Here is a 17,843-nt window from a genome sequence, read left to right as displayed (position 1 = left end):
AGTGGCACTTAACTTGCCTTGAAACTCATGTGTCTTGCAGTTACTGCCAAGCGTTCTATTAAGTAACTTCTTTTACGCGGGGAGCCGAACGCTATTCGCCATGACAGCCCTTGAATCCAGTTTTCTGAATCTGGCTTACCCTCCACGGCTCGATCTGGGCCCGCAGCTGACGCACGACCAACTTCGCAGTTCCATGCAATCCACCATGGCCCGGCACAAGGGTGGGCCGGTGTGGCTGTTCGCCTACGGTTCACTGATCTGGCGGCCGGAATGCTCGGCGGTCGAACGCAAGCGGGGCAGGGTGCATGGTTATCATCGCGGCCTGTACCTGTGGTCCCACGAGCATCGCGGCACGCCGGAGCTGCCGGGGCTGGTGTTCGGCCTGGATCGTGGCGGCTCCTGCAGCGGCTTCGCCTATCGGCTGCCGGAAGAGCAACTGGACGCCTCGCTGTACGCCCTGTGGCAGCGTGAAATGCCTTATCCATCCTATCGCCCGCACTGGCTCAACTGCCGCCTTGAGGATGGCAGCCAGGTTCAGGCCCTGGGCTTTGTGCTGGAGCGACACCTGCCCAGCTATGCCGGCAATCTGCCGGACGATGTCCTGAACCAGGTGTTCGAAAGCGCTTGCGGGCGGTATGGCACCACCCGCGATTATGTCGAACAGACGGTCCAGGCCCTGCGCAGCCACGCCATGCCAGATCGCAACCTGGAGGCGCGGCTCAAGCGCTGCAAGGGGGCGGACGCCCATTGAGGCCCTGTTGCCGGTCTTAGCGCACCTGCACCACGACCTTGCCCACCGCTCTGCGCTGGCCGAGATCATCGATGGCTCGCGCAGCCTCCGTCAGCGGATAGACCTGGGAGACCAGCGGCTTGAGCTTGCCCTCGGCGAACCAGCCGAACAGTTGCTGGAAGTTCGCCGCATTGTCCTGGGGCTGGCGCTGGGCGAAGGAGCCCCAGAACACACCCACCACCGCTGCACCCTTGAGCAGGGCCAGGTTCACCGGTAGCTCGGGGATGCGCCCGCTGGCGAACCCCACCACCAGCAGCCGGCCGTTCCAGGCGATGGAGCGGATGGCCTGGTCGAACAGGTCGCCGCCCACCGGGTCGTAGATCACATCCGCGCCATTGCCGCCGGTCAGGCGCTTGATCTCGTCCTTCAGGCTGCTTTCGCTGTAGTTGATCAGCTCATCGGCACCGGCAGCCTTGGCCACGGCGAGCTTTTCCGCGCTGCTGGCAGCGGCAATCACCCGGGCGCCCATGGCCTTGCCGATTTCCACGGCGGCCAGCCCGACCCCGCCCGAGGCACCAAGCACCAGCAAGGTTTCACCGGGCTGCAGGTTGCCGCGCTGCTTGAGGGCGTGCATCGAGGTGCCGTAGGTCATGCTGAAGGCGGCGGCTGTATTGAAGTCCATGGCGGCGGGAATCGGCAGCACGTTGTAACCGGGGACGGCCACCTGCTCGGCGAAGCTGCCCCAGCCGGTCAGGGCCATGACCCGGTCACCGGCCTTGAGGTGGCCGACCTTCTCATCCACTGCGCTGACTACGCCGGCCGCTTCGCCCCCCGGGGAGAAGGGGAATGGCGGCTTGAACTGGTACTTGCCCTCGATGATCAGGGTGTCCGGGAAGTTGACGCCTGCGGCATGCACTTCCAGCAGGATCTCGTTCTTCTTCGGCACGGGGCTTGCGACCTCTTCCAGCACCAGCGTTTCGGCAGGGCCGAAGGCTTTGCACAGCACGGCTTTCATCAGGGCTATTCCTTTGGGAGTGGTGGCCGATAAGTGTAGGAGTGTGAATCAGGCGGTCAACGAGCATGCCCGGTCCTGATGACCAGCCATAAGCTTGTGCTTGTGCTTGTGCTTGTGCTTGGGCTCAGGCGGGCGGGCCTTTATGCTAGGCCGCAAACCGGATTAAGGAGCGAATTGTGAAAGCGTGGATCATGTTGCTGCTGGCCCTCTCCCTGCCCATGGCAGCGATGGCCGAAGAGGCCAAAGAAGGTGAAGCACCGAAAGTCAGCTACATCAGCCTGAACCCACCCTTCGTGGGCAACTACGGCCTGGACGGCGGCCCTAAACTCAAGGTCTACAAGGCCGACGTGGCCCTGCGAGTAACCGGCGACGCCTCGGCCCAGGCGGTCAAGGCCAACGAGCCGCTGATCCGCAACCAGTTGGTGGCGCTGTTCGCCCAGCAGACCAGCGACACCATGAATAACGTCGAAGCCAAGGAAAAGCTGCGCCAGGAAGCCCTCAAGCAGGTGCAGCAAGTCATGAACGACGAAACCGGCAAGCCGGTGGTGGAAGACCTGCTGTTCAACAACCTGATCATTCAGTAAGCCTGCCCCCGCTACAGGCGTAGGAGCTGGCTTGCCAGCGAAGGCGTCCCTGCGGCCCTTCGCCGGCAAACCGGCCCCTACGCGGTGTGGGTCATGAAGCCAGGCTCTTGCGAAAGCGCGCCAGGGCGATGGCGAAGAACACCAGGCCGATGGTCGCCAGGGCCAGCAGGTCGGGCCAGACCACACTGACTCCCGCATCGCGGAACAGGATCGCCGCGCTGAGGCTGACGAAGTGCGTCGACGGCGAACCCTGCATCACCCACTGCAGCCACTGCGGCATGCTGTCCAGCGGCGTACTGCCGCCGGACAGCAGCAGCATCGGGATGATCACCGGAATCGCCAGCAGGCCGAACTGCGGGGTCGAGCGGGCCAGGGTGGCGAGGAAGATCCCCAGGGCGGTACTGGCGAACAGATAGAGCGCAGTAACCATCAGGAACAGCGCCATGGACCCCGCCAGCGGCACCCCCAGCACACCCTTGACTATCACCTCCAGCGATACCCAGGTGCACAGCACCACCACCAGCATGTTGCTCCAGACCTTGGCCAGCATGATCTCCAGCGCTGTCAGCGGCAGCACCAGCAGGTGATCGAGAGTGCCGTGCTCGCGTTCGCGCAGCAGCGCGGTGCCGGTGAGTACGATGGCCAGGATGGTGATGTTGTTGACGATCTGGATCACCGCCAGGAACCAGCCGCCCTCCAGGTTGGTGTTGAACAGGGCGCGGGTGGTCAGCAGTGCCGGGGCCTTGCTGGTGGCGTCCGCCTGGTTGGCGTAGGTGAGCAGCTCGCGCTGGAAGATCCGGCCGATGTAGCCGGCGCCCATGAAGGCCTGGCTCATGGCGGTGGCATCGACGTTGACCTGTACCGCAGGCTGGCGCCCGGCCAGCAAGTCGCTCTGGAAGTTGGCCGGGACGTTGATCACAAAGGTGTACTGGCCGCTGTCCATCACCGAGTCCAGCTGGTCATAGGGCAGCGGCACCGGAGCCTGGAACTCGGGGGGTTGCAGCGCTTCGGCCAGTTGCCGGGAGAGGGCGCTGTGATCTTCGTCCACCAGGGCCACGCTGGCGTTGTGCACGCCGATCACCGAGCCGGCGGCGGGCAGGTAGATGGCCACGGTGAAGGCATACATCAAGAACAGCAGCAGCACGCTGTCGTGGCGCAGGCTGGTGAGCTCCTTCAAGCCCAGGCGCAGGATATGGGCGAGACGATTCATCAGACCTCCTGCTTTTTCAGCATGACCAGGCTGAGCCCGGTGAAACCAAGGAAAAAGCCCACCAGGGCCAGGCACTGGGGCCAGAGTTCGCGCAGGTCCAGGGCCTTGGTGAAGGTGCCGACGGCGATGTCGAGGAAGTAACCGGCGGGAAACAGCTGGCCCATGACCGCCGCCGAGCCTTCCAGGGACGAGCGCGGCACGATCAGCCCGGAAAACTGGATGGTGGGCAGGCTGGTGATGATCATGGTGCCCAGAATCGCTGCGATCTGAGTGCGGGTGAATGCCGAGATCAGCAGCCCCATGCTGGTGGTGGCCAGCACATAGAGCACGCCGCCCAGGGCGAGGGTCAGGCCGCTGCCCTTGAAGGGCACGCCGAACAGCCAGCGGTTCATGGCCACCAGCAGGGCCAGGTTGATCAGACTGACGGCCAGGTAGGGCGCCTGTTTGCCAAGGAGGAACTCCAGGCGGGTCAGGGGCGTGGCGTAGAAGTTGGTGATCGAGCCCAGCTCCTTTTCGCGGACGATGCCCAGGGCCGTGAGCATCGCCGGAATGAACGCCAGGATCAGCGCCATGACCCCGGGGCCGATGGCATTCACGCTGACCACGTCCTGGTTGTAGCGAAAGCGCGTTTCCAGCTTGGCCGCCGGCCTGGTGCTGAGGGCCGGGCTGCTTTGTTCCGCCAGCAGCTCGAGGTTGGCCTGGTGCACGGCCTCGACATAGTTGCGGCTGGTTTCCGCACGAAACGGCATGCCGCCATCCAGCCAGGCCGCCACCGCGGGCTGGCGTCCGGCATAGAGGTCACGGCCAAAGCCGGGAGGAATCTCCAGGGCCAGCTTGATCTCCGAGCGTTGCAGGCGCCGATGCAGTTCGGCGGAGCTGCGGATGGTCGGTTTCTCCTCGAAGTAGCGTGAGCTGCGGAAGGCTTCCAGGTAGGCACGGCTCTGTGGCGTCTGATCCTGGTCGTAGACGGCGAAGGCCAGTTTCTCCACGTCCAGGGAAATGCCATAGCCGAAGATCACCATCATGAAGATTGCCCCCAGCAGGGCGAAGCCCAGGCGCACTTTGTCTCGCAGCAGTTCCTTGCCCTCGCGGCTGGCCACCGCCAGCAGGCGCGCCAGGCTCAGGCCCGAGCGCGGGGCGGCTAGGGTGCCGGCAGCGGTGGGTGTAGCCGCCTCCGGTGATGGCGCAGGTGTGTCCGGCGTGCCCTGGGCCTCTTCCAGGCAGCGGACGAAGGCGGCCTCCAGGGTGTCGCCGGCAAACTGTTGCTGCAGCGCCGCCGGGGTGTCGCAGGCCAGCACCTTGCCGGCGTGCATCAGCGAAATGCGGTCGCAGCGCTGGGCCTCGTTCATGAAGTGCGTGGACAGGAAGATGGTCACTCCCTGTTCCCGGGACAGCTCGATCAGCAGGCGCCAGAAGTCGTCTCGGGCCGCCGGGTCGACCCCGGAAGTGGGCTCGTCGAGGATCAGCACTTCCGGGCGGTGCAGCACTGCCACTGCCAGCGACAGGCGCTGGCGTAGGCCCAGAGGCAAGGCGCCGGACTGTTGCTCGGCAATCGCCCCGAGGTCGAAGCGCTGGATCAGTTCCTCAATGCGCGGGCCGCTTTCGGCTTTCGGCAGGTCGAACAGGCGGGCGTGCAGTTCCAGGTTCTGGCGCACGCTGAGCTCGCCATACAGGGAAAAGCTCTGGGACATGAAACCGACCCGTTTGCGGGTGGCCAGGTCCTTGGCGTCCACCGGGTTGCCCAACAGCTTGGCGCTGCCCTCGCTGGCGGGCATCAGCCCGGTGAGGACCTTCATGGTGGTGGTCTTGCCGCAGCCGTTGGAACCGAGGAAACCGAAGATCTCCCCGCGGCCGATGGCGAAGCTGACCTTGTTGACCGCGGTGAAGTCGCCGAAGCGCAGGGTCAGCTCATGGGCCTCGATGGCGATGTCCTGGTTGTCGCCGGAACGCGGCGGAATCACCAGGGGCTGGTTGTCATGACCGCTGTCGCCCTGGAAATGGGTGAAGGCGTCGTCCAGCTTGCCGCTGGCGGTGATCTGCGCCAGCTCCTGGCTCAAGCCCTGGGCGATCAACTTGCCCTGGTCGAGCATCAGGCAGTGCTCGAACTGTTCGGCCTCCTCCATGTAGGCGGTTGCCACCAGCAGGGTCAGTTGCGGGCGTTGCCGGCGTACGTCTTCGACCAATTCCCAGAAACGCCGGCGCGACAGGGGGTCGACCCCGGTGGTGGGCTCGTCGAGGATCAGCAGGTCCGGTTCGTGGATCAGCGCACAGCACAGGCCAAGCTTCTGCTTCATCCCGCCGGACAGCTTGCCCGCCGGGCGTTCGGCGAAGCGCAGCAGGTCGGTGGCCAGCAACAGGCTGTGCATGCGCTGTTCGCATTCATCCTTGGGCAGGCCGAACAGCGTGGCGAAGAAGCGGATGTTCTCGCTGATGGACAGCTCGGGATACAGGTTGCCCCCCAGGCCCTGGGGCATGAAGGCGATGCGCGGATAGAGGCTGCTGCGGTGGCGCCGTTGCGAGATCGGCCCGCCGAGTACGTCGAGCTCGCCCTGCTGAAGTTTCTTGACCCCGGCGATCAGCCCCAGAAGGCTCGACTTGCCGGCGCCGTCCGGGCCGATCAAGCCGCAGCGGGTGCCCGCTGGCAGGTTGAAACTGATGTCGCTCAGGGCCTGCTGTGAACCATAGCGATGGCTGATGCCGTTCGCTTGCAGCGCCAGGGCGCTCATTGCAGGTTGGCCGGCCAGTCCACGGGGGCGGTGCGCACATAACCGGCGCCGGGCATGCCCGGTTTGGCCTGGGGCACGGCGGCGGGTTGAGTCAGGCGCACCTTGACCCGGAACACCAGCTTCTGGCGCTCGTCCCGGGTTTCCACCTCTTTGGGGGTGAATTGGGACTTGGCCGCGACGAAGCTGATCTTCGCCGGCAGGGGCTGGTTGGGCAGGGCGTCGAGGAGGATCCGCGACTCGTCGCCAACGGTCAGGCGGCCGGTGACCGAAGCCGGCAGGTAGAGGTTCATGTACTGGTCATTGGGGTCGATCAGCAGCAGCACACGGCCGCCGGCGCCCAGCACTTCGCCGGGTTCGGCCAGGCGTAGTTGGATGATGCCGTCGATGGGCGCCCGCAGGCTGCTGTCGTCGATTTCGCTGGTGAGCTGAGCAACCTGGGCCTGGGCGGCGCCGATGGCGGCCTTCACCGCTGCGACCTGGGCCTGGGCCGCCAGGACTGCTGCGTTGCCGGTGTTCAGGCGGGCCTGCTGCTGGTCGATGATCTGCTGGCTGGCGAAGCCGCGCTTGAACAGCTCCTGAGAGCGCCTGAGTTCCTGATTGGCCAGCAGCAGTTCGCTCTGGCGCAACTGCACATTGGCTTCGGCTGCAGACAGGTTCTCTCGGGCGCGCAGCACTTCGGCCTCGGCCTGATTGCGCTGGGCTTCCAGGGTGCGGGTGTCCATGCGTGCCAGCAACTGGCCTTGAAGCACCTTGTCGCCTTCGTTGACCCGCACTTCCGCCAGGCGCCCCGGAATCTTGCTGGCGATCTGCACTTCGGTGGCTTCGAGCCGGCCGTTGCCCATGCTCAGGCCTTCGGGCAGGCGATCCTGGAGGGATTTCCAGTAGCCGAAAGCACCGGCGGCGAGTAACAGAATCAACAGGGAAACAGCAAAAAGGCGGGAGGAACGGTGGTTCGTCGACATGTGTTCTGCGTCCTGCGGCAATAGCGTCCAAGTCTGACGGCTCAAGGCTTTCTACGGCTTGATGCCCGTCAAATGAAAGGGCCAAGCCTAAACCTATTGTTTGCAGGCTGCATGATGATCGGGGCAAAAAAACGTTCGGGCTGGCGCCGTGGACAGATCCGACTCCCGGCGCCAGGGGGGCTGGGTGGTCAGCGCAGGGCGAGTACGGCAGCCCATTGTTCGGCGGTGACCGGCATGACCGACAGGCGGCTGCCTTTGTGCACCAGAGGCATTTCGGCGAGAGCTGCCTGCTGCTTGAGGTAATCCAGGCGCAGCACCTTGGTGAAGGTTTCCACATGGGCCACGTCGATGGCGCTCCAGGCATTCTTTTCGGCACTGGATTTTGGGTCGAAGTAGACGCTGTCCGGCTCCAGGGCGGTGGGGTCCGGGTAGGCGGCCTTGATGATCCGGCCGATGCCGGCGATACCCGGTTCCGGGCAGCTGGAGTGGTAGAAGAAGAACTCGTCGCCTACCGCCATGGCGCGGAGGAAGTTGCGCGCCTGGTAATTGCGCACCCCGTCCCAACGGGCTTGGCCGAGTTGCTGCAAACCCTGGATCGAGAGTTCGTCGGGCTCGGATTTCATCAGCCAATAGGCCATCTTTCTTACCCTCCAAAGGGTGATTGGGCAGGTTGTCGGGCAATTTTATGACAAACCGACGGTCGGTTGACGTCAGCATTTGCGTGTCGGTTCACGTTATCGCAGAATGCCGGGATTTTAAGCTTGACGCTGCTGCATGGCCTGTTATGGAAACCATGCCTGGAGCGTGTGTGATTTGCCTGAGGGGGGGCAATCGATGAAACGCCAACCGGATTTACTATGGATTTTGGTTATTTTGTTCGGTTTGGGCGTTGTGACCACCGGTTATGCGCAGAGCTTATGGGCCAGCAAGACCGATGCTCCCATCGAAATCGCACAACAGCAGCCGCAGCCTTTCAAGCGCTGAACCCGCTCGGGTGCCGCTGATCGACCGCGGCACCTATCGAGCGAAGTACCACCTCCGATCCGTCACCGTACCGTGCAAGGGTACATCCCAACTGGCCTGGTCCAGCTTTCCGACTTTCTGACATTCATGGGCCAGCCCCAGCAGCTTCGGCTTGCGCCAGTTCTGGCGCCGCGCAAGGTAGGCCAGGCTGCGGTCATAAAAGCCGCCACCCATCCCCAGGCGTCCACCTTCTTCATCAAAGCCAACCAGGGGCAGCAGCACCAGGTCCAGGGCCCAGATCTTGCGTTGCCGCGCGCAATTGACCCGGGGCTCGAGAATGCGAAAACGATTGGGCCGCAGCGTTTCTCCCGGGAGGACGCGCTGGAAAACCATCTTGGTCCGGGGCCAGGCGCTGAGCACCGGCAGGTAGGTGGCCTTGCCCCGGCGCTGGGCGGCACGCAGCAGCAGGCGCGGGTCGATTTCACCGTCGGTGGGCAGATACAGGGACAGGTGCCGTGCCCGACGAAACACCGGGTCCTGGGCCAGTTGGCGGTACAGGCCAAGGGCTGCCTGGCGTTGCTCGGCAGGGCTCAGGGCGCGACGGGCCTTGCGCAGCATGCGGCGAAGTTGCGGGCGGGAAAGCGGCGCAGGTTCGGTCATGAAAGAGGCTATGAGAAGGTCGGATTTGGCAGAACAGCCTACCCGGAAAAACCAATGCCAGCATGGATAACTGGCATTGGCTGACAATTCAGGCTCCCCAGGCGAACCGCTGTCGACTTAGCCCTTGAACCCGAAAGTTCAAGGCGGAAGATGCAGCAGGCTTTAAGGCTTTCCGTCTAGCGGACATGCACACCAGCCCAACGTGCAACTTCCAGGGTAGTGCGAATCGGCTCAGGGACATCGCCAACTGGCAAGCACCCCAGGGAGTGGCGGGAGTATACCGCAACCGCTGTCAGGAATCAGCTTTGCTTGTGTCCGAATCGGTGGCCAGAACCAGGTCAACACGCTCCAGCAGATCCCTCACCTGTTCCCGGGTGGTGGCGCTGGCCTGCACATCCGGACGCTCCTGGCGGTGCAGCAGGTCGTGGGTGATGTTCAGGGCGGCCATGACCGCGATGCGATCGGCGCCGATGACTTTGCCGCTGCTGCGGATCTCGCGCATCTTGCCGTCCAGGTAACGGGCGGCGCTCACCAGATTGCTGCGCTCTTCCTGGGGGCAGATGATCGAATACTCTTTGTCGAGGATCTGCACGGTAACGCTATTGCTTGAACTCATGAGTCTTGCTCCAGGGCCTTGAGGCGCGAAATCATCGATTCGACCTTACGCCGGGCGATTTCGTTTTTTTCAATGAGGTGCGCGCGTTCCTCGCGCCAGGTCTTTTCCTGAGCTAATAAGAGTGCGTTTTGACTCTTTAGTTGCTCGACCCGGGTAATAAGCAGTTCGAGTCTGGCCATCAGTGCGTGCAGGTCGGTGTCTTCCATTGTGTCCCACTGAAGTTGGTCTGATGAGTGGCAACTGGCTGGGCAGCGCCTCAATGGCCTGAGCAGTCGTGGCGCATCTGGCGTTGTCCGGTCGGCAATCTGTCTGTCGCCCGAGGCCCTGCGGGCCACTGTAACGGGGCGCAAAGCACAACGCGGCGCTGGCAATGAATGATGACACGCCCTACGATACAAGGCCTTCATTCTAGACATTGCGCCGCTTGGCGCCTAGCTGCCCATGCCCATTCAGAATTCCCCGTACAACGCCTTCGCCACCCTGCTCAGCAGCAGCGGTCATCCTGTTTCTCCTGCCGAGCTGCACGGCCTGTTGCTGGGTCGCAGCTGCGCCGGCGCCGGCTTCGAAGTCGACGGCTGGCTGGTGGACGCCGCCGAACTGCTCGAAGGCGAGCCGCAAGACAACGTGCGCAGCGCCTTGATCGGCCTGCAGGAGATGGTCAAGGGCGAGCTCACCAGCGATGACATGACCGTGGTCCTGCTGCTGCCCAGCGACGACGCCCCCCTGGCCGAGCGTGCCGCTGCCCTGGGCCAGTGGTGCCAGGGCTTCCTCGCCGGTTTCGGCCTCAACTCCCGCGACAGCAGTGCCCTTAGCGTCGAGGCCACGGAAGTGTTGCAGGACCTTGCAGCCATTGCTCAGGTCCAGGACGCGCTGGAGGAATCCGATGACGGTGAAAGCGACTACATGGAAGTGATGGAGTACCTGCGGGTTGCGCCTCTGCTGCTGTTCACCGAGACCAACAAGACCGTTGCGCCGGCTGCCAAGCCTTCTCTGCACTGACTGACAGGGAACTGCGTCCGCCCATGATTCATATCCCGAAAGCGGAATACAGCCGTCGCCGCAAGGCGCTCATGGCGCAGATGGAGCCCAACAGCATCGCGATTCTGCCGGCAGCGGCCGTGGCCATTCGCAATCGCGATGTGGAGCACGTCTATCGCCAGGACAGCGATTTCCAGTACCTCAGCGGGTTTCCCGAGCCCCAGGCGGTGATCGTGCTGATCCCCGGCCGGGAGCACGGCGAGTACGTGCTGTTCTGTCGCGAGCGCAACCCGGAGCGCGAACTCTGGGACGGATTGCGGGCCGGCCAGGAGGGCGCGATTCGCGACTACGGTGCCGATGACGCATTTCCCATCACCGATATCGACGACATCCTGCCGGGCTTGATCGAAGGCCGCGACCGGGTTTACTCGGCCATGGGCAGCAACCCCGAATTCGATCGTCACCTGATGGACTGGATCAACGTGATCCGCTCTAAAGCGCACCTCGGCGCCCAGCCGCCGAACGAATTCGTTGCCCTGGATCATCTGCTGCACGACATGCGCCTGTATAAATCGGCGGCAGAAGTGAAGGTGATGCGCGAGGCCGCACGGATCTCCGCCCAGGCCCATATCCGCGCAATGCAGGCCAGCCGTCCCGGGTTGCATGAGTTCAGCCTGGAAGCCGAGCTGGATTACGAATTCCGCAAGGGCGGGGCGAAGATGCCGGCCTATGGCTCGATCGTCGCGGCGGGCCGCAACAGCTGCATCCTGCATTACCAGCAGAATGACGCCGTGCTCAAGGACGGTGACCTGGTGCTGATCGACGCCGGTTGCGAGATCGACTGCTATGCCAGCGATATCACCCGCACCTGGCCGGTCAACGGCAAGTTTTCGCCGGAGCAGAAGGCGATCTACGAACTGGTGCTGGCTTCCCAGGAAGCGGCCTTTGCCCAGATCGCCCCGAACAAGCACTGGAACCAGGCTCATGAGGCGACGGTCCAGGTGATCACCGCCGGCCTGGTGCAACTGGGCCTGCTGGAAGGCGATGTGGACCAGCTGATTGCCAGCGAGGCCTACAAGACGTTCTACATGCACCGTGCCGGACACTGGCTGGGCATGGATGTACACGACGTCGGCGAGTACCGGGTCGGCGGCGAGTGGCGGGTGTTGGAGGTTGGCATGGCGCTGACCGTGGAGCCGGGCATCTACATATCCCCGGACAACCAGCAGGTAGCGAAGAAGTGGCGCGGCATCGGCGTGCGCATCGAGGACGACGTGGTAGTGACCAAGCAGGGCTGTGAAATTCTGACAGGTGGCGTGCCCAAGAGCGTGGCCGAGATCGAGGCCTTGATGGCCGCTGCGCGGACCCAGGCGTCATGAGCCGGGTCAATCTGGCCATCATCGGTGGCGGTCTGGTAGGCGCGAGCCTGGCCCTGGCGCTGCAGGCCGGGGCCAAGGCCCGGGGCTGGAAGATCGTGCTGATCGAGCCCTTCGCCCCGGGCGACAGTTTCCAGCCCAGCTACGACGCCCGCTCCTCGGCCCTGTCCTTTGGCGCCCGGCAGATCTACCAGCGCCTGGGGCTGTGGCAGGCGATCTCCCGGCGGGCCGAGCCGATCAAGCAGATTCACGTGTCCGACCGTGGGCGGTTCTCCACCGCGCGCCTGTCGGCCATGGAAGAAGGGGTGCCGGCCCTGGGCTATGTGGTGGAAAACGCCTGGCTCGGCCAATGCCTGTGGCAAGGGCTGGACAAGGACGTGATCAGCTGGCGCTGCCCGGCCGAAGTCACCCGTCTGGAGCCCCTGGCAGGCGGCTATCGCCTGACCCTGAACGACGAAACCGCCCTGGAATGCGATCTCGCCGTGCTGGCCGACGGCGGCCGCTCCGGCCTGCGCGAACAACTGGGCATCGGGGTCAAGAACCGCCCCTATAACCAGAGTGCGCTGATTGCCAACATCACCCCCAGCGAAGCCCACAACGGCATGGCCTTCGAGCGCTTCACCGACGATGGCCCAATGGCTTTGCTGCCGCTGCCGGATAATCGCTGTGCACTGATCTGGACCCGCCAGGGCATGGATGCACAGCGTCTGGCCGACCTGGACGAGCGCAGCTTCCTCAGTGAATTGCAGGGCGTGTTCGGTTACCGCCTGGGAACCCTGAAACAAGTCGGCGCCCGCCATCTCTACCCGCTGTCCCTGGTGGAAGCCGAGGAACAGGTGCGCCCGCACCTGGTGGTGCTGGGCAATGCGGCCCACAGCCTGCATCCGATCGCCGGCCAGGGCTTCAACCTTTCACTGCGCGATGCCCAGGCACTGGCGGACGCCTTGTTGGCCAGCGAAGCGCTGCCGGGGATTTTGCCGTGCTGCAGGCCTACCGCGAACGTCAGCGCCTGGACCAGAACCTGACCGTGGGCTTCTCCGATCAGGTCACCCGGCTGTTCGGCAGCAAACTGCCGCTGCTGTCCGTGGGGCGCAACCTGGGCCTGCTCGGCCTGGACCTGCTGCCACCGGCCAAACGCTGGTTCGCTCGCCAGGCCATGGGCCTGGGCACTCGCCCGGATGCGTGACTGGCTGACCCGGCGGTTCGGCAAGGCCCGCCTGTTGCGCTGGGTGTTGAACCTGTACCCGCCCTACCTCGGGGCTGGCGTGCGGGTTCGGCACATCAGCGCGGATTTCCGTGACGTCCAGGTCTGCATGGGCCTGGGCTGGTACAACCGCAACTATGTCGGCACCCAGTTCGGCGGCAGCCTGTATTCCATGGTGGACCCGTTCTTCATGCTGATGCTGATGGAGAACCTGGGCCCCGACTACATCGTCTGGGACAAGGCCGCGACCATCGATTTCATCGCCCCGGGCAGAGGGCCGGTGTTTGCCCGGCTCAGTATCGACCAGGCGCTGCTCGACGATGTTCGCCAGCAGACCGCAACGGGCGAGAAGTACCTGCCGCAGTGGCAGGTAGAGATTCATGACGGCTCCGGCACCCTGGTGGCGCGGGTCGATAAAACCCTTTATGTGCGGCTCAAGCCGCCAGTGAGACAGGCCTAAAGCATGGAAATGCGCGCAGATGTGCTGATTGTCGGAGCCGGAATGGTCGGCAGTGCCTTGGCGTTGGCGTTGCAGGGCAGCGGCCTGGAAGTGCTGCTGCTCGATGGCGGTTCCCTGAGTGTCAAACCCTTCGATGACCAGGCGCCGTTCGAGCCTCGGGTCAGTGCCTTGTCGGCGGCCAGCCAGCGCATCCTGGAGCGCCTGGGCGCCTGGGACGGCATTGCCCGGCGCCGTAGCAGCCCCTACTGCGACATGCAGGTCTGGGACGGCAGCGGCACCGGGCAGATCCACTTCTCGGCGTCCAGCGTGCATGCCGAGGTGCTGGGTCATATCGTCGAGAACCGGGTGGTTCAGGACGCCTTGCTCGAACGCCTGCATGAATGCGATATCGGCCTGCTGGCCAATGCCCGTCTGGAGCAGATGCGCCGCTCCGGCGACGACTGGCTGCTGACCCTGGCGGATGGCCGGCAATTGCGTGCGCCGCTGGTGATCGCTGCCGATGGCGCCAACTCGGCCGTGCGCCGGCTTACCGGTTGTACCACTCGCGAGTGGGATTACCTGCATCACGCCATCGTCACCAGCGTGCGCAGCAGCCAGCCTCACCAATTGACCGCCTGGCAGCGCTTCACCGATACCGGCCCGCTGGCCTTCCTGCCCCTGGTACGGGACGGGCAGCATGATTGGTGTTCGATCGTCTGGTCGACCACCCCGAGTGAGGCCGAGCGCCTGATGGCGCTGGACGACGAGAGCTTCTGCGCCGAACTGGAGCGTGCCTTCGAAGGCCGCCTGGGTTCGGTGATCAGCGCCGACCCGCGGCTCTGCGTGCCGTTGCGCCAACGCCATGCCAAGCGCTACGTGGCCGAAGGCCTGGCGCTGATCGGCGACGCGGCCCACACCATCCACCCGTTGGCGGGGCAGGGGGTCAACCTGGGTTTCCTCGATGCCGCCGTGCTGGCCGAAGTGCTGCTGCAAGCGGCCAGCCGCGGCGAGCGCCTGGCCGAGGTCAAGGTGCTGAGCCGCTTCGAGCGCCGGCGCATGCCCCACAACCTGGCGCTGATGGCGGCCATGGAGGGCTTCGAGCGGCTGTTCCAGGCCGACCCGCTGCCCATGCGCTGGCTGCGCAACACCGGCCTCAAGGTGATCGACCAGATGCCCGAGGCCAAGGCCCTGTTCGTGCGCCAGGCCCTGGGCCTGAGCGGCGACTTGCCGGAACTGGCCAGAGCCTAGGCGCCGGCTTGCTGGCCAAGCGTCGCGAGGACGAGCCTACGCAACATCTGGTAACTCCTCAGCGCCGGGTTCGGTTGAGATGGCAAATGGGAGTCCTTATCATTTCGCCTCACTTTGAAATCGAGAGACCGCTCCCATGTTGGCACCGAAGCGTCTACTGACCGCCCTGGCCCTAACACTCATCGGTGGCACCGCCTACGCCGCCGATGAAGTCGTGGTCTACTCCTCGCGTATCGATGAGCTGATCAAGCCGGTGTTCGATGCCTACACCCAGAAGACCGGGGTGAAGATCAAGTTCATCACCGACAAGGAAGCGCCGCTGATGCAGCGGATCAAGGCCGAGGGCGAGAACGCCACCGCCGACCTGCTGCTCACCGTGGATGCCGGCAACCTCTGGCAGGCCGAGCAGATGGGCATCCTGCAGCCGTTCACCTCCAAGGTCATCGACAGCAACATTCCCCTGCAATACCGCTCCTCCAACCACGCCTGGACCGGCCTGAGCCTGCGGGCGCGGACCCTGGCCTACTCCACCGACCGGGTCAAACCTTCAGAACTGACCACCTATGAAGCCCTGGCGGACAAGCAGTGGGAAGGCCGCCTGTGCCTGCGCACGGCGAAGAAGGTCTACAACCAGTCGCTGACCGCCACGCTGATCGAGACCCACGGTGCCGAGAAGACCGAAGAGATCATCAAGGGCTGGGTCAACAACCTGTCTACCGATGTGTTCTCCGACGACATCGCGGTGCTCGAGGCGATCAACGCCGGGCAATGCGACGTCGGCATCGTCAACACCTACTACTACGGCCGCCTGCACAAGCAGAAACCGAACCTGGCGGTGAAGCTGTTCTGGCCGAACCAGGGCGATCGCGGGGTGCACGTCAACCTGTCGGGCATCGGCCTGACCAAACACGCACCGCACCCGGAAGCGGCCAAGGCCCTGGTGGAGTGGATGACCACGCCTGAGGCGCAGAAGATCTTCGCCGACGTCAACCAGGAGTTCCCGGCCAACCCGGCGGTAGCGCCTTCCGCGGAAGTGGCCAGCTGGGGCAAGTTCGTAGCCGACACCCTGCCGGTTGAAATCGCCGGCAAGCGCCAGGCCGAAGCCATTCGCCTGATGGACCGCGCTGGTTGGAACTGAGCCTGCCGTTATACTGCGCCCCGCTTTTGCGGGGCGTTTTCTTTAGCGGCTGGGCTTTTGTGGCGAGGGAGCTGGCTCCCGTTCCACCGCGCAGCGGTGGCCAGCCCTGAATACGTGATTCAACTGGCGTAACGTGGTTGCAGCCGTTGGGGCGGCCATGGCGCCCAGCAGGTGCCGCTCCCTGGCCCCACGCGTTTTGCGCAAGTATTTTTGTCTGTTCCACCTGCCCGAGAGTTTTTTGTGGCCCATCCCGCTCAACGTCGCTGGTATCCCCTGGTCTTTGCCGTAGCAGCCCTGGTCCTTTTGCCGCTGAGCGTGCTGCTGTTGTCCTGGCAGGCCGTCGACCAGCAGATCTGGTCCCACCTGTGGGACACGCAAATGCCGCGGCTGTTGGGCAACACCCTGACCCTGGTGCTTGGGGTGGGCGTTGGCGTCACGCTGCTGGGCGTGAGCCTGGCCTGGCTCACCAGTCTCTGCGAGTTTCCCGGACGGCGCTGGCTGGACTGGGCCTTGATGCTGCCCTTTGCGATCCCGGCCTATGTGCTGGCTTTCGTCTTTGTCGGCCTGCTGGATTTTTCCGGGCCGGTGCAAAGCCTGCTGCGGGAATGGTTCGGCAGCGGCCTGCGACTGCCGCGGGTACGTTCCACCGGTGGGGTGATCCTGGTGCTGGTGCTGGTGTTCTATCCCTATGTCTACCTGCTGGCGCGCAACGCCTTCCTGGCCCAGGGCAAGGGGTTGATGGAAGCTGCACGGGTCCTCGGGCAATCGCCCTGGCAGGCGTTCTGGCGGGTGGCGCTGCCCATGGCGCGGCCGGCCATCGGCGCCGGGGTGGCCCTGGCGCTGATGGAAACCCTGGCGGATTTCGGTGCGGTGTCGGTGTTCAACTTCGATACCTTCACCACCGCTATCTACAAGACCTGGTACGGCTTCTTCAGCCTTTCCAGCGCCGCCCAGCTGGCCAGCCTGCTGCTGCTGGCGGTGATGCTGGTGCTGTACGGCGAGCGCCGCGCCCGTGGCGCCAGCCGTACCGGTAACGAGCGGCCTCGGGGCAAGGCGCTGTACCACTTGCGCGGGCTCAAGGCGTTGGCGGCCACGGGCTGGTGCCTGCTGGTATTCGCCTGTGCCTTCGTGATTCCGCTGCTGCAGTTGCTGGCGTGGTTCTGGCAGCGCGGGCGCTTCGACCTGGATGAGCGGTATGCCGGCTTGATCATCCACACCCTGTACCTGGGCGGCATGGCGGCGCTGATCACTGTCAGTGTGGCTCTGCTCCTGGCCTTTGCCCGACGCCTGGCGCCGACCCGGGGCATCCGCGCCGGGGTCAGCCTGGCCAACCTGGGCTACGCCTTGCCCGGCTCGGTACTGGCGGTATCGATCATGCTGGCCTTCAGTTACCTGGATCGCGAGCTGGTGATCCCGCTGTCCGGCTGGTTGGGCGGGGCCGGCAAGCCGCTGCTGCTGGGCAGCCTGTCCGCCTTGTTGCTGGCCTATCTGGTGCGTTTTATCGCCGTGGCCTACGGGCCGCTGGAAAACAGCCTGGAGCGGATCCGCCCGTCGCTCCCCGAAGCGGCGCGCAGCCTGGGGGTCGCTGGCCCGCGACTGTTTTTCAAAGTGTATCTGCCGTTGTTGCTGCCCGGGACCTTGAGCGCCGCCTTGCTGGTGTTCGTCGATGTGCTCAAGGAAATGCCCGCCACCTTGCTGATGCGCCCGTTTGGCTGGGACACGCTGGCGGTGCGGATCTTCGAGATGACCAGTGAAGGGGAGTGGGCCCGGGCCTCGCTGCCGGCACTGACCCTGGTGCTGGTGGGCCTGCTGCCGGTGATTGGCCTGATCCGCCGCTCGGCCCATCGAATCGGTTAGGTGCCAGCCTTGCACCTTGCAGCTACAATGCGCGGCATTCGGTGCGGCCTGTTGTTTGGCCGGGACGCTGAAATCGGCTGAAAGCCATCTATTTCAAGGCTTTCACACCAACAGCGCCAGTCCGCACCCTCGCCACG

At 64.5% G+C, this 17,843-nt stretch carries 17 protein-coding genes, 1 other RNA gene and 1 pseudogene; 10 read left to right on the top strand and 9 right to left on the bottom strand.

The genetic code is table 11. The annotated features are described in order from the left end of the window. Nucleotides 1–100 precede the first annotated feature (100 nt). Nucleotides 101–751 carry a gamma-glutamylcyclotransferase gene (locus KI242_RS30320; protein WP_053160380.1) on the top strand — a complete coding sequence of 217 codons (651 nt, stop codon included), beginning with the start codon at nt 101–103 and terminating at the stop codon, nt 749–751. A 16-nt stretch (nt 752–767) separates the two neighbouring features. Here the strand turns inward: KI242_RS30320 and KI242_RS30315 are convergent, their stop codons facing one another. Next, nucleotides 768–1,745 (bottom strand): NADPH:quinone oxidoreductase family protein, encoded by a 978-nt coding sequence (locus KI242_RS30315; RefSeq protein WP_053160378.1) that lies wholly within the window; start codon nt 1,743–1,745, stop codon nt 768–770. A 176-nt stretch (nt 1,746–1,921) separates the two neighbouring features. On the opposite strand from KI242_RS30315, the gene KI242_RS30310 reads away from it, so the two are divergent. After that, nucleotides 1,922–2,329 carry a flagellar basal body-associated protein FliL gene (locus tag KI242_RS30310; RefSeq protein ID WP_011064151.1) on the top strand — a complete coding sequence of 136 codons (408 nt, stop codon included), beginning with the start codon at nt 1,922–1,924 and terminating at the stop codon, nt 2,327–2,329. Between the two features lie 91 nt (nt 2,330–2,420). Here the strand turns inward: KI242_RS30310 and KI242_RS30305 are convergent, their stop codons facing one another. The 4 genes from KI242_RS30305 to KI242_RS30290 form a co-directional block, all read right to left on the bottom strand. Then, on the bottom strand, nt 2,421–3,539 hold the full coding sequence (locus tag KI242_RS30305; protein ID WP_015637435.1) for an ABC transporter permease: 1,119 nt from the start codon (nt 3,537–3,539) through the stop codon (nt 2,421–2,423). Beyond that, nucleotides 3,539–6,265 carry a ribosome-associated ATPase/putative transporter RbbA gene (gene rbbA / locus KI242_RS30300; RefSeq protein WP_041120353.1) on the bottom strand — a complete coding sequence of 909 codons (2,727 nt, stop codon included), beginning with the start codon at nt 6,263–6,265 and terminating at the stop codon, nt 3,539–3,541. The genes KI242_RS30305 and rbbA overlap by 1 nt, the downstream gene beginning before the upstream one ends. Then, a complete protein-coding gene (locus KI242_RS30295) occupies nt 6,262–7,227 on the bottom strand; it encodes an HlyD family efflux transporter periplasmic adaptor subunit (RefSeq protein ID WP_015637433.1) in 966 nt (321 codons plus the stop codon). The genes rbbA and KI242_RS30295 overlap by 4 nt, the downstream gene beginning before the upstream one ends. 188 nt (nt 7,228–7,415) lie before the next feature. Next, nucleotides 7,416–7,865, bottom strand: coding sequence for an EVE domain-containing protein (locus KI242_RS30290; protein ID WP_015637432.1), 450 nt, complete (start codon nt 7,863–7,865; stop codon nt 7,416–7,418). A gap of 196 nt (nt 7,866–8,061) precedes the next feature. Between KI242_RS30290 and KI242_RS30285 the strand changes: the two genes are divergently transcribed. Beyond that, nucleotides 8,062–8,211: a hypothetical protein gene (locus KI242_RS30285; protein ID WP_015637431.1), complete on the top strand. Its 150-nt coding sequence runs from the start codon at nt 8,062–8,064 to the stop codon at nt 8,209–8,211. Between the two features lie 33 nt (nt 8,212–8,244). On the opposite strand, the gene KI242_RS30280 is transcribed toward KI242_RS30285, so the two are convergent. The 4 genes from KI242_RS30280 to KI242_RS30265 form a co-directional block, all read right to left on the bottom strand. Continuing rightward, a complete protein-coding gene (locus KI242_RS30280) occupies nt 8,245–8,850 on the bottom strand; it encodes a 5-formyltetrahydrofolate cyclo-ligase (protein ID WP_053160376.1) in 606 nt (201 codons plus the stop codon). A 90-nt stretch (nt 8,851–8,940) separates the two neighbouring features. Then, nucleotides 8,941–9,119, bottom strand: a non-coding RNA gene (gene ssrS / locus KI242_RS30275) — 6S RNA. A 23-nt stretch (nt 9,120–9,142) separates the two neighbouring features. After that, nucleotides 9,143–9,466 carry a cell division protein ZapA gene (locus tag KI242_RS30270; RefSeq protein WP_011064145.1) on the bottom strand — a complete coding sequence of 108 codons (324 nt, stop codon included), beginning with the start codon at nt 9,464–9,466 and terminating at the stop codon, nt 9,143–9,145. Further along, nucleotides 9,463–9,672, bottom strand: coding sequence for a TIGR02449 family protein (locus KI242_RS30265; protein ID WP_011064144.1), 210 nt, complete (start codon nt 9,670–9,672; stop codon nt 9,463–9,465). The genes KI242_RS30270 and KI242_RS30265 overlap by 4 nt, the downstream gene beginning before the upstream one ends. A 235-nt stretch (nt 9,673–9,907) precedes the next feature. Here KI242_RS30265 and KI242_RS30260 point away from each other — a divergent pair, with 235 nt between their 5' ends. The 7 genes and pseudogenes from KI242_RS30260 to KI242_RS30230 all read left to right on the top strand — a co-directional run bounded on the left by KI242_RS30260 (nt 9,908) and on the right by KI242_RS30230 (nt 17,706). Beyond that, nucleotides 9,908–10,465: a YecA family protein gene (locus tag KI242_RS30260; protein WP_011064143.1), complete on the top strand. Its 558-nt coding sequence runs from the start codon at nt 9,908–9,910 to the stop codon at nt 10,463–10,465. A 23-nt stretch (nt 10,466–10,488) separates the two neighbouring features. Further along, entirely contained in the window at nt 10,489–11,823 is a 1,335-nt protein-coding gene (gene pepP / locus KI242_RS30255; protein ID WP_015637430.1) for a Xaa-Pro aminopeptidase, read from the top strand. Beyond that, nucleotides 11,820–13,006, top strand: a pseudogene (ubiH, locus tag KI242_RS30250) (2-octaprenyl-6-methoxyphenyl hydroxylase). The gene pepP and the pseudogene ubiH overlap by 4 nt, the downstream one beginning before the upstream one ends. After that, nucleotides 12,999–13,484 carry a DUF4442 domain-containing protein gene (locus tag KI242_RS30245; protein WP_011064140.1) on the top strand — a complete coding sequence of 162 codons (486 nt, stop codon included), beginning with the start codon at nt 12,999–13,001 and terminating at the stop codon, nt 13,482–13,484. Before ubiH ends, KI242_RS30245 begins: the two are co-directional and overlap by 8 nt. 9 nt (nt 13,485–13,493) lie before the next feature. Then, the gene (locus KI242_RS30240; protein ID WP_019095409.1) at nt 13,494–14,711 is read left to right on the top strand and encodes a 2-octaprenyl-3-methyl-6-methoxy-1,4-benzoquinol hydroxylase; all 1,218 of its coding nucleotides are present in this window, start codon (nt 13,494–13,496) and stop codon (nt 14,709–14,711) included. Between the two features lie 136 nt (nt 14,712–14,847). Beyond that, nucleotides 14,848–15,849 carry an extracellular solute-binding protein gene (locus tag KI242_RS30235; protein WP_011064138.1) on the top strand — a complete coding sequence of 334 codons (1,002 nt, stop codon included), beginning with the start codon at nt 14,848–14,850 and terminating at the stop codon, nt 15,847–15,849. 240 nt (nt 15,850–16,089) lie between these two features. Next, on the top strand, nt 16,090–17,706 hold the full coding sequence (locus KI242_RS30230; RefSeq protein WP_019095408.1) for an iron ABC transporter permease: 1,617 nt from the start codon (nt 16,090–16,092) through the stop codon (nt 17,704–17,706). Nucleotides 17,707–17,843: the final 137 nt, after the last annotated feature.

The sequence above is a fragment of the Pseudomonas sp. Eqa60 genome (assembly GCF_018326405.1).
GTDB lineage: Bacteria > Pseudomonadota > Gammaproteobacteria > Pseudomonadales > Pseudomonadaceae > Aquipseudomonas > Aquipseudomonas protegens.
The sequence above is the reverse complement of the archived record's forward strand: the minus strand, read 5'-3'. Positions and strand labels throughout refer to the sequence as shown.

Coding starts and splice junctions, on each gene's coding strand:
- pepP (WP_015637430.1), top strand. CDS start 10,489: ATGATTCATATCCCGAAAGCGGAATACAGCCGTCGCCGCAAGGCGCTC.
- KI242_RS30265 (WP_011064144.1), bottom strand. CDS start 9,672: ATGGAAGACACCGACCTGCACGCACTGATGGCCAGACTCGAACTGCTT.
- KI242_RS30295 (WP_015637433.1), bottom strand. CDS start 7,227: ATGTCGACGAACCACCGTTCCTCCCGCCTTTTTGCTGTTTCCCTGTTG.
- KI242_RS30235 (WP_011064138.1), top strand. CDS start 14,848: ATGTTGGCACCGAAGCGTCTACTGACCGCCCTGGCCCTAACACTCATC.
- KI242_RS30315 (WP_053160378.1), bottom strand. CDS start 1,745: ATGAAAGCCGTGCTGTGCAAAGCCTTCGGCCCTGCCGAAACGCTGGTG.
- KI242_RS30305 (WP_015637435.1), bottom strand. CDS start 3,539: ATGAATCGTCTCGCCCATATCCTGCGCCTGGGCTTGAAGGAGCTCACC.
- KI242_RS30240 (WP_019095409.1), top strand. CDS start 13,494: ATGCGCGCAGATGTGCTGATTGTCGGAGCCGGAATGGTCGGCAGTGCC.
- KI242_RS30260 (WP_011064143.1), top strand. CDS start 9,908: ATGCCCATTCAGAATTCCCCGTACAACGCCTTCGCCACCCTGCTCAGC.
- KI242_RS30270 (WP_011064145.1), bottom strand. CDS start 9,466: ATGAGTTCAAGCAATAGCGTTACCGTGCAGATCCTCGACAAAGAGTAT.
- KI242_RS30285 (WP_015637431.1), top strand. CDS start 8,062: ATGAAACGCCAACCGGATTTACTATGGATTTTGGTTATTTTGTTCGGT.
- KI242_RS30245 (WP_011064140.1), top strand. CDS start 12,999: ATGCGTGACTGGCTGACCCGGCGGTTCGGCAAGGCCCGCCTGTTGCGC.
- rbbA (WP_041120353.1), bottom strand. CDS start 6,265: ATGAGCGCCCTGGCGCTGCAAGCGAACGGCATCAGCCATCGCTATGGT.
- KI242_RS30290 (WP_015637432.1), bottom strand. CDS start 7,865: ATGGCCTATTGGCTGATGAAATCCGAGCCCGACGAACTCTCGATCCAG.
- KI242_RS30280 (WP_053160376.1), bottom strand. CDS start 8,850: ATGACCGAACCTGCGCCGCTTTCCCGCCCGCAACTTCGCCGCATGCTG.
- KI242_RS30320 (WP_053160380.1), top strand. CDS start 101: ATGACAGCCCTTGAATCCAGTTTTCTGAATCTGGCTTACCCTCCACGG.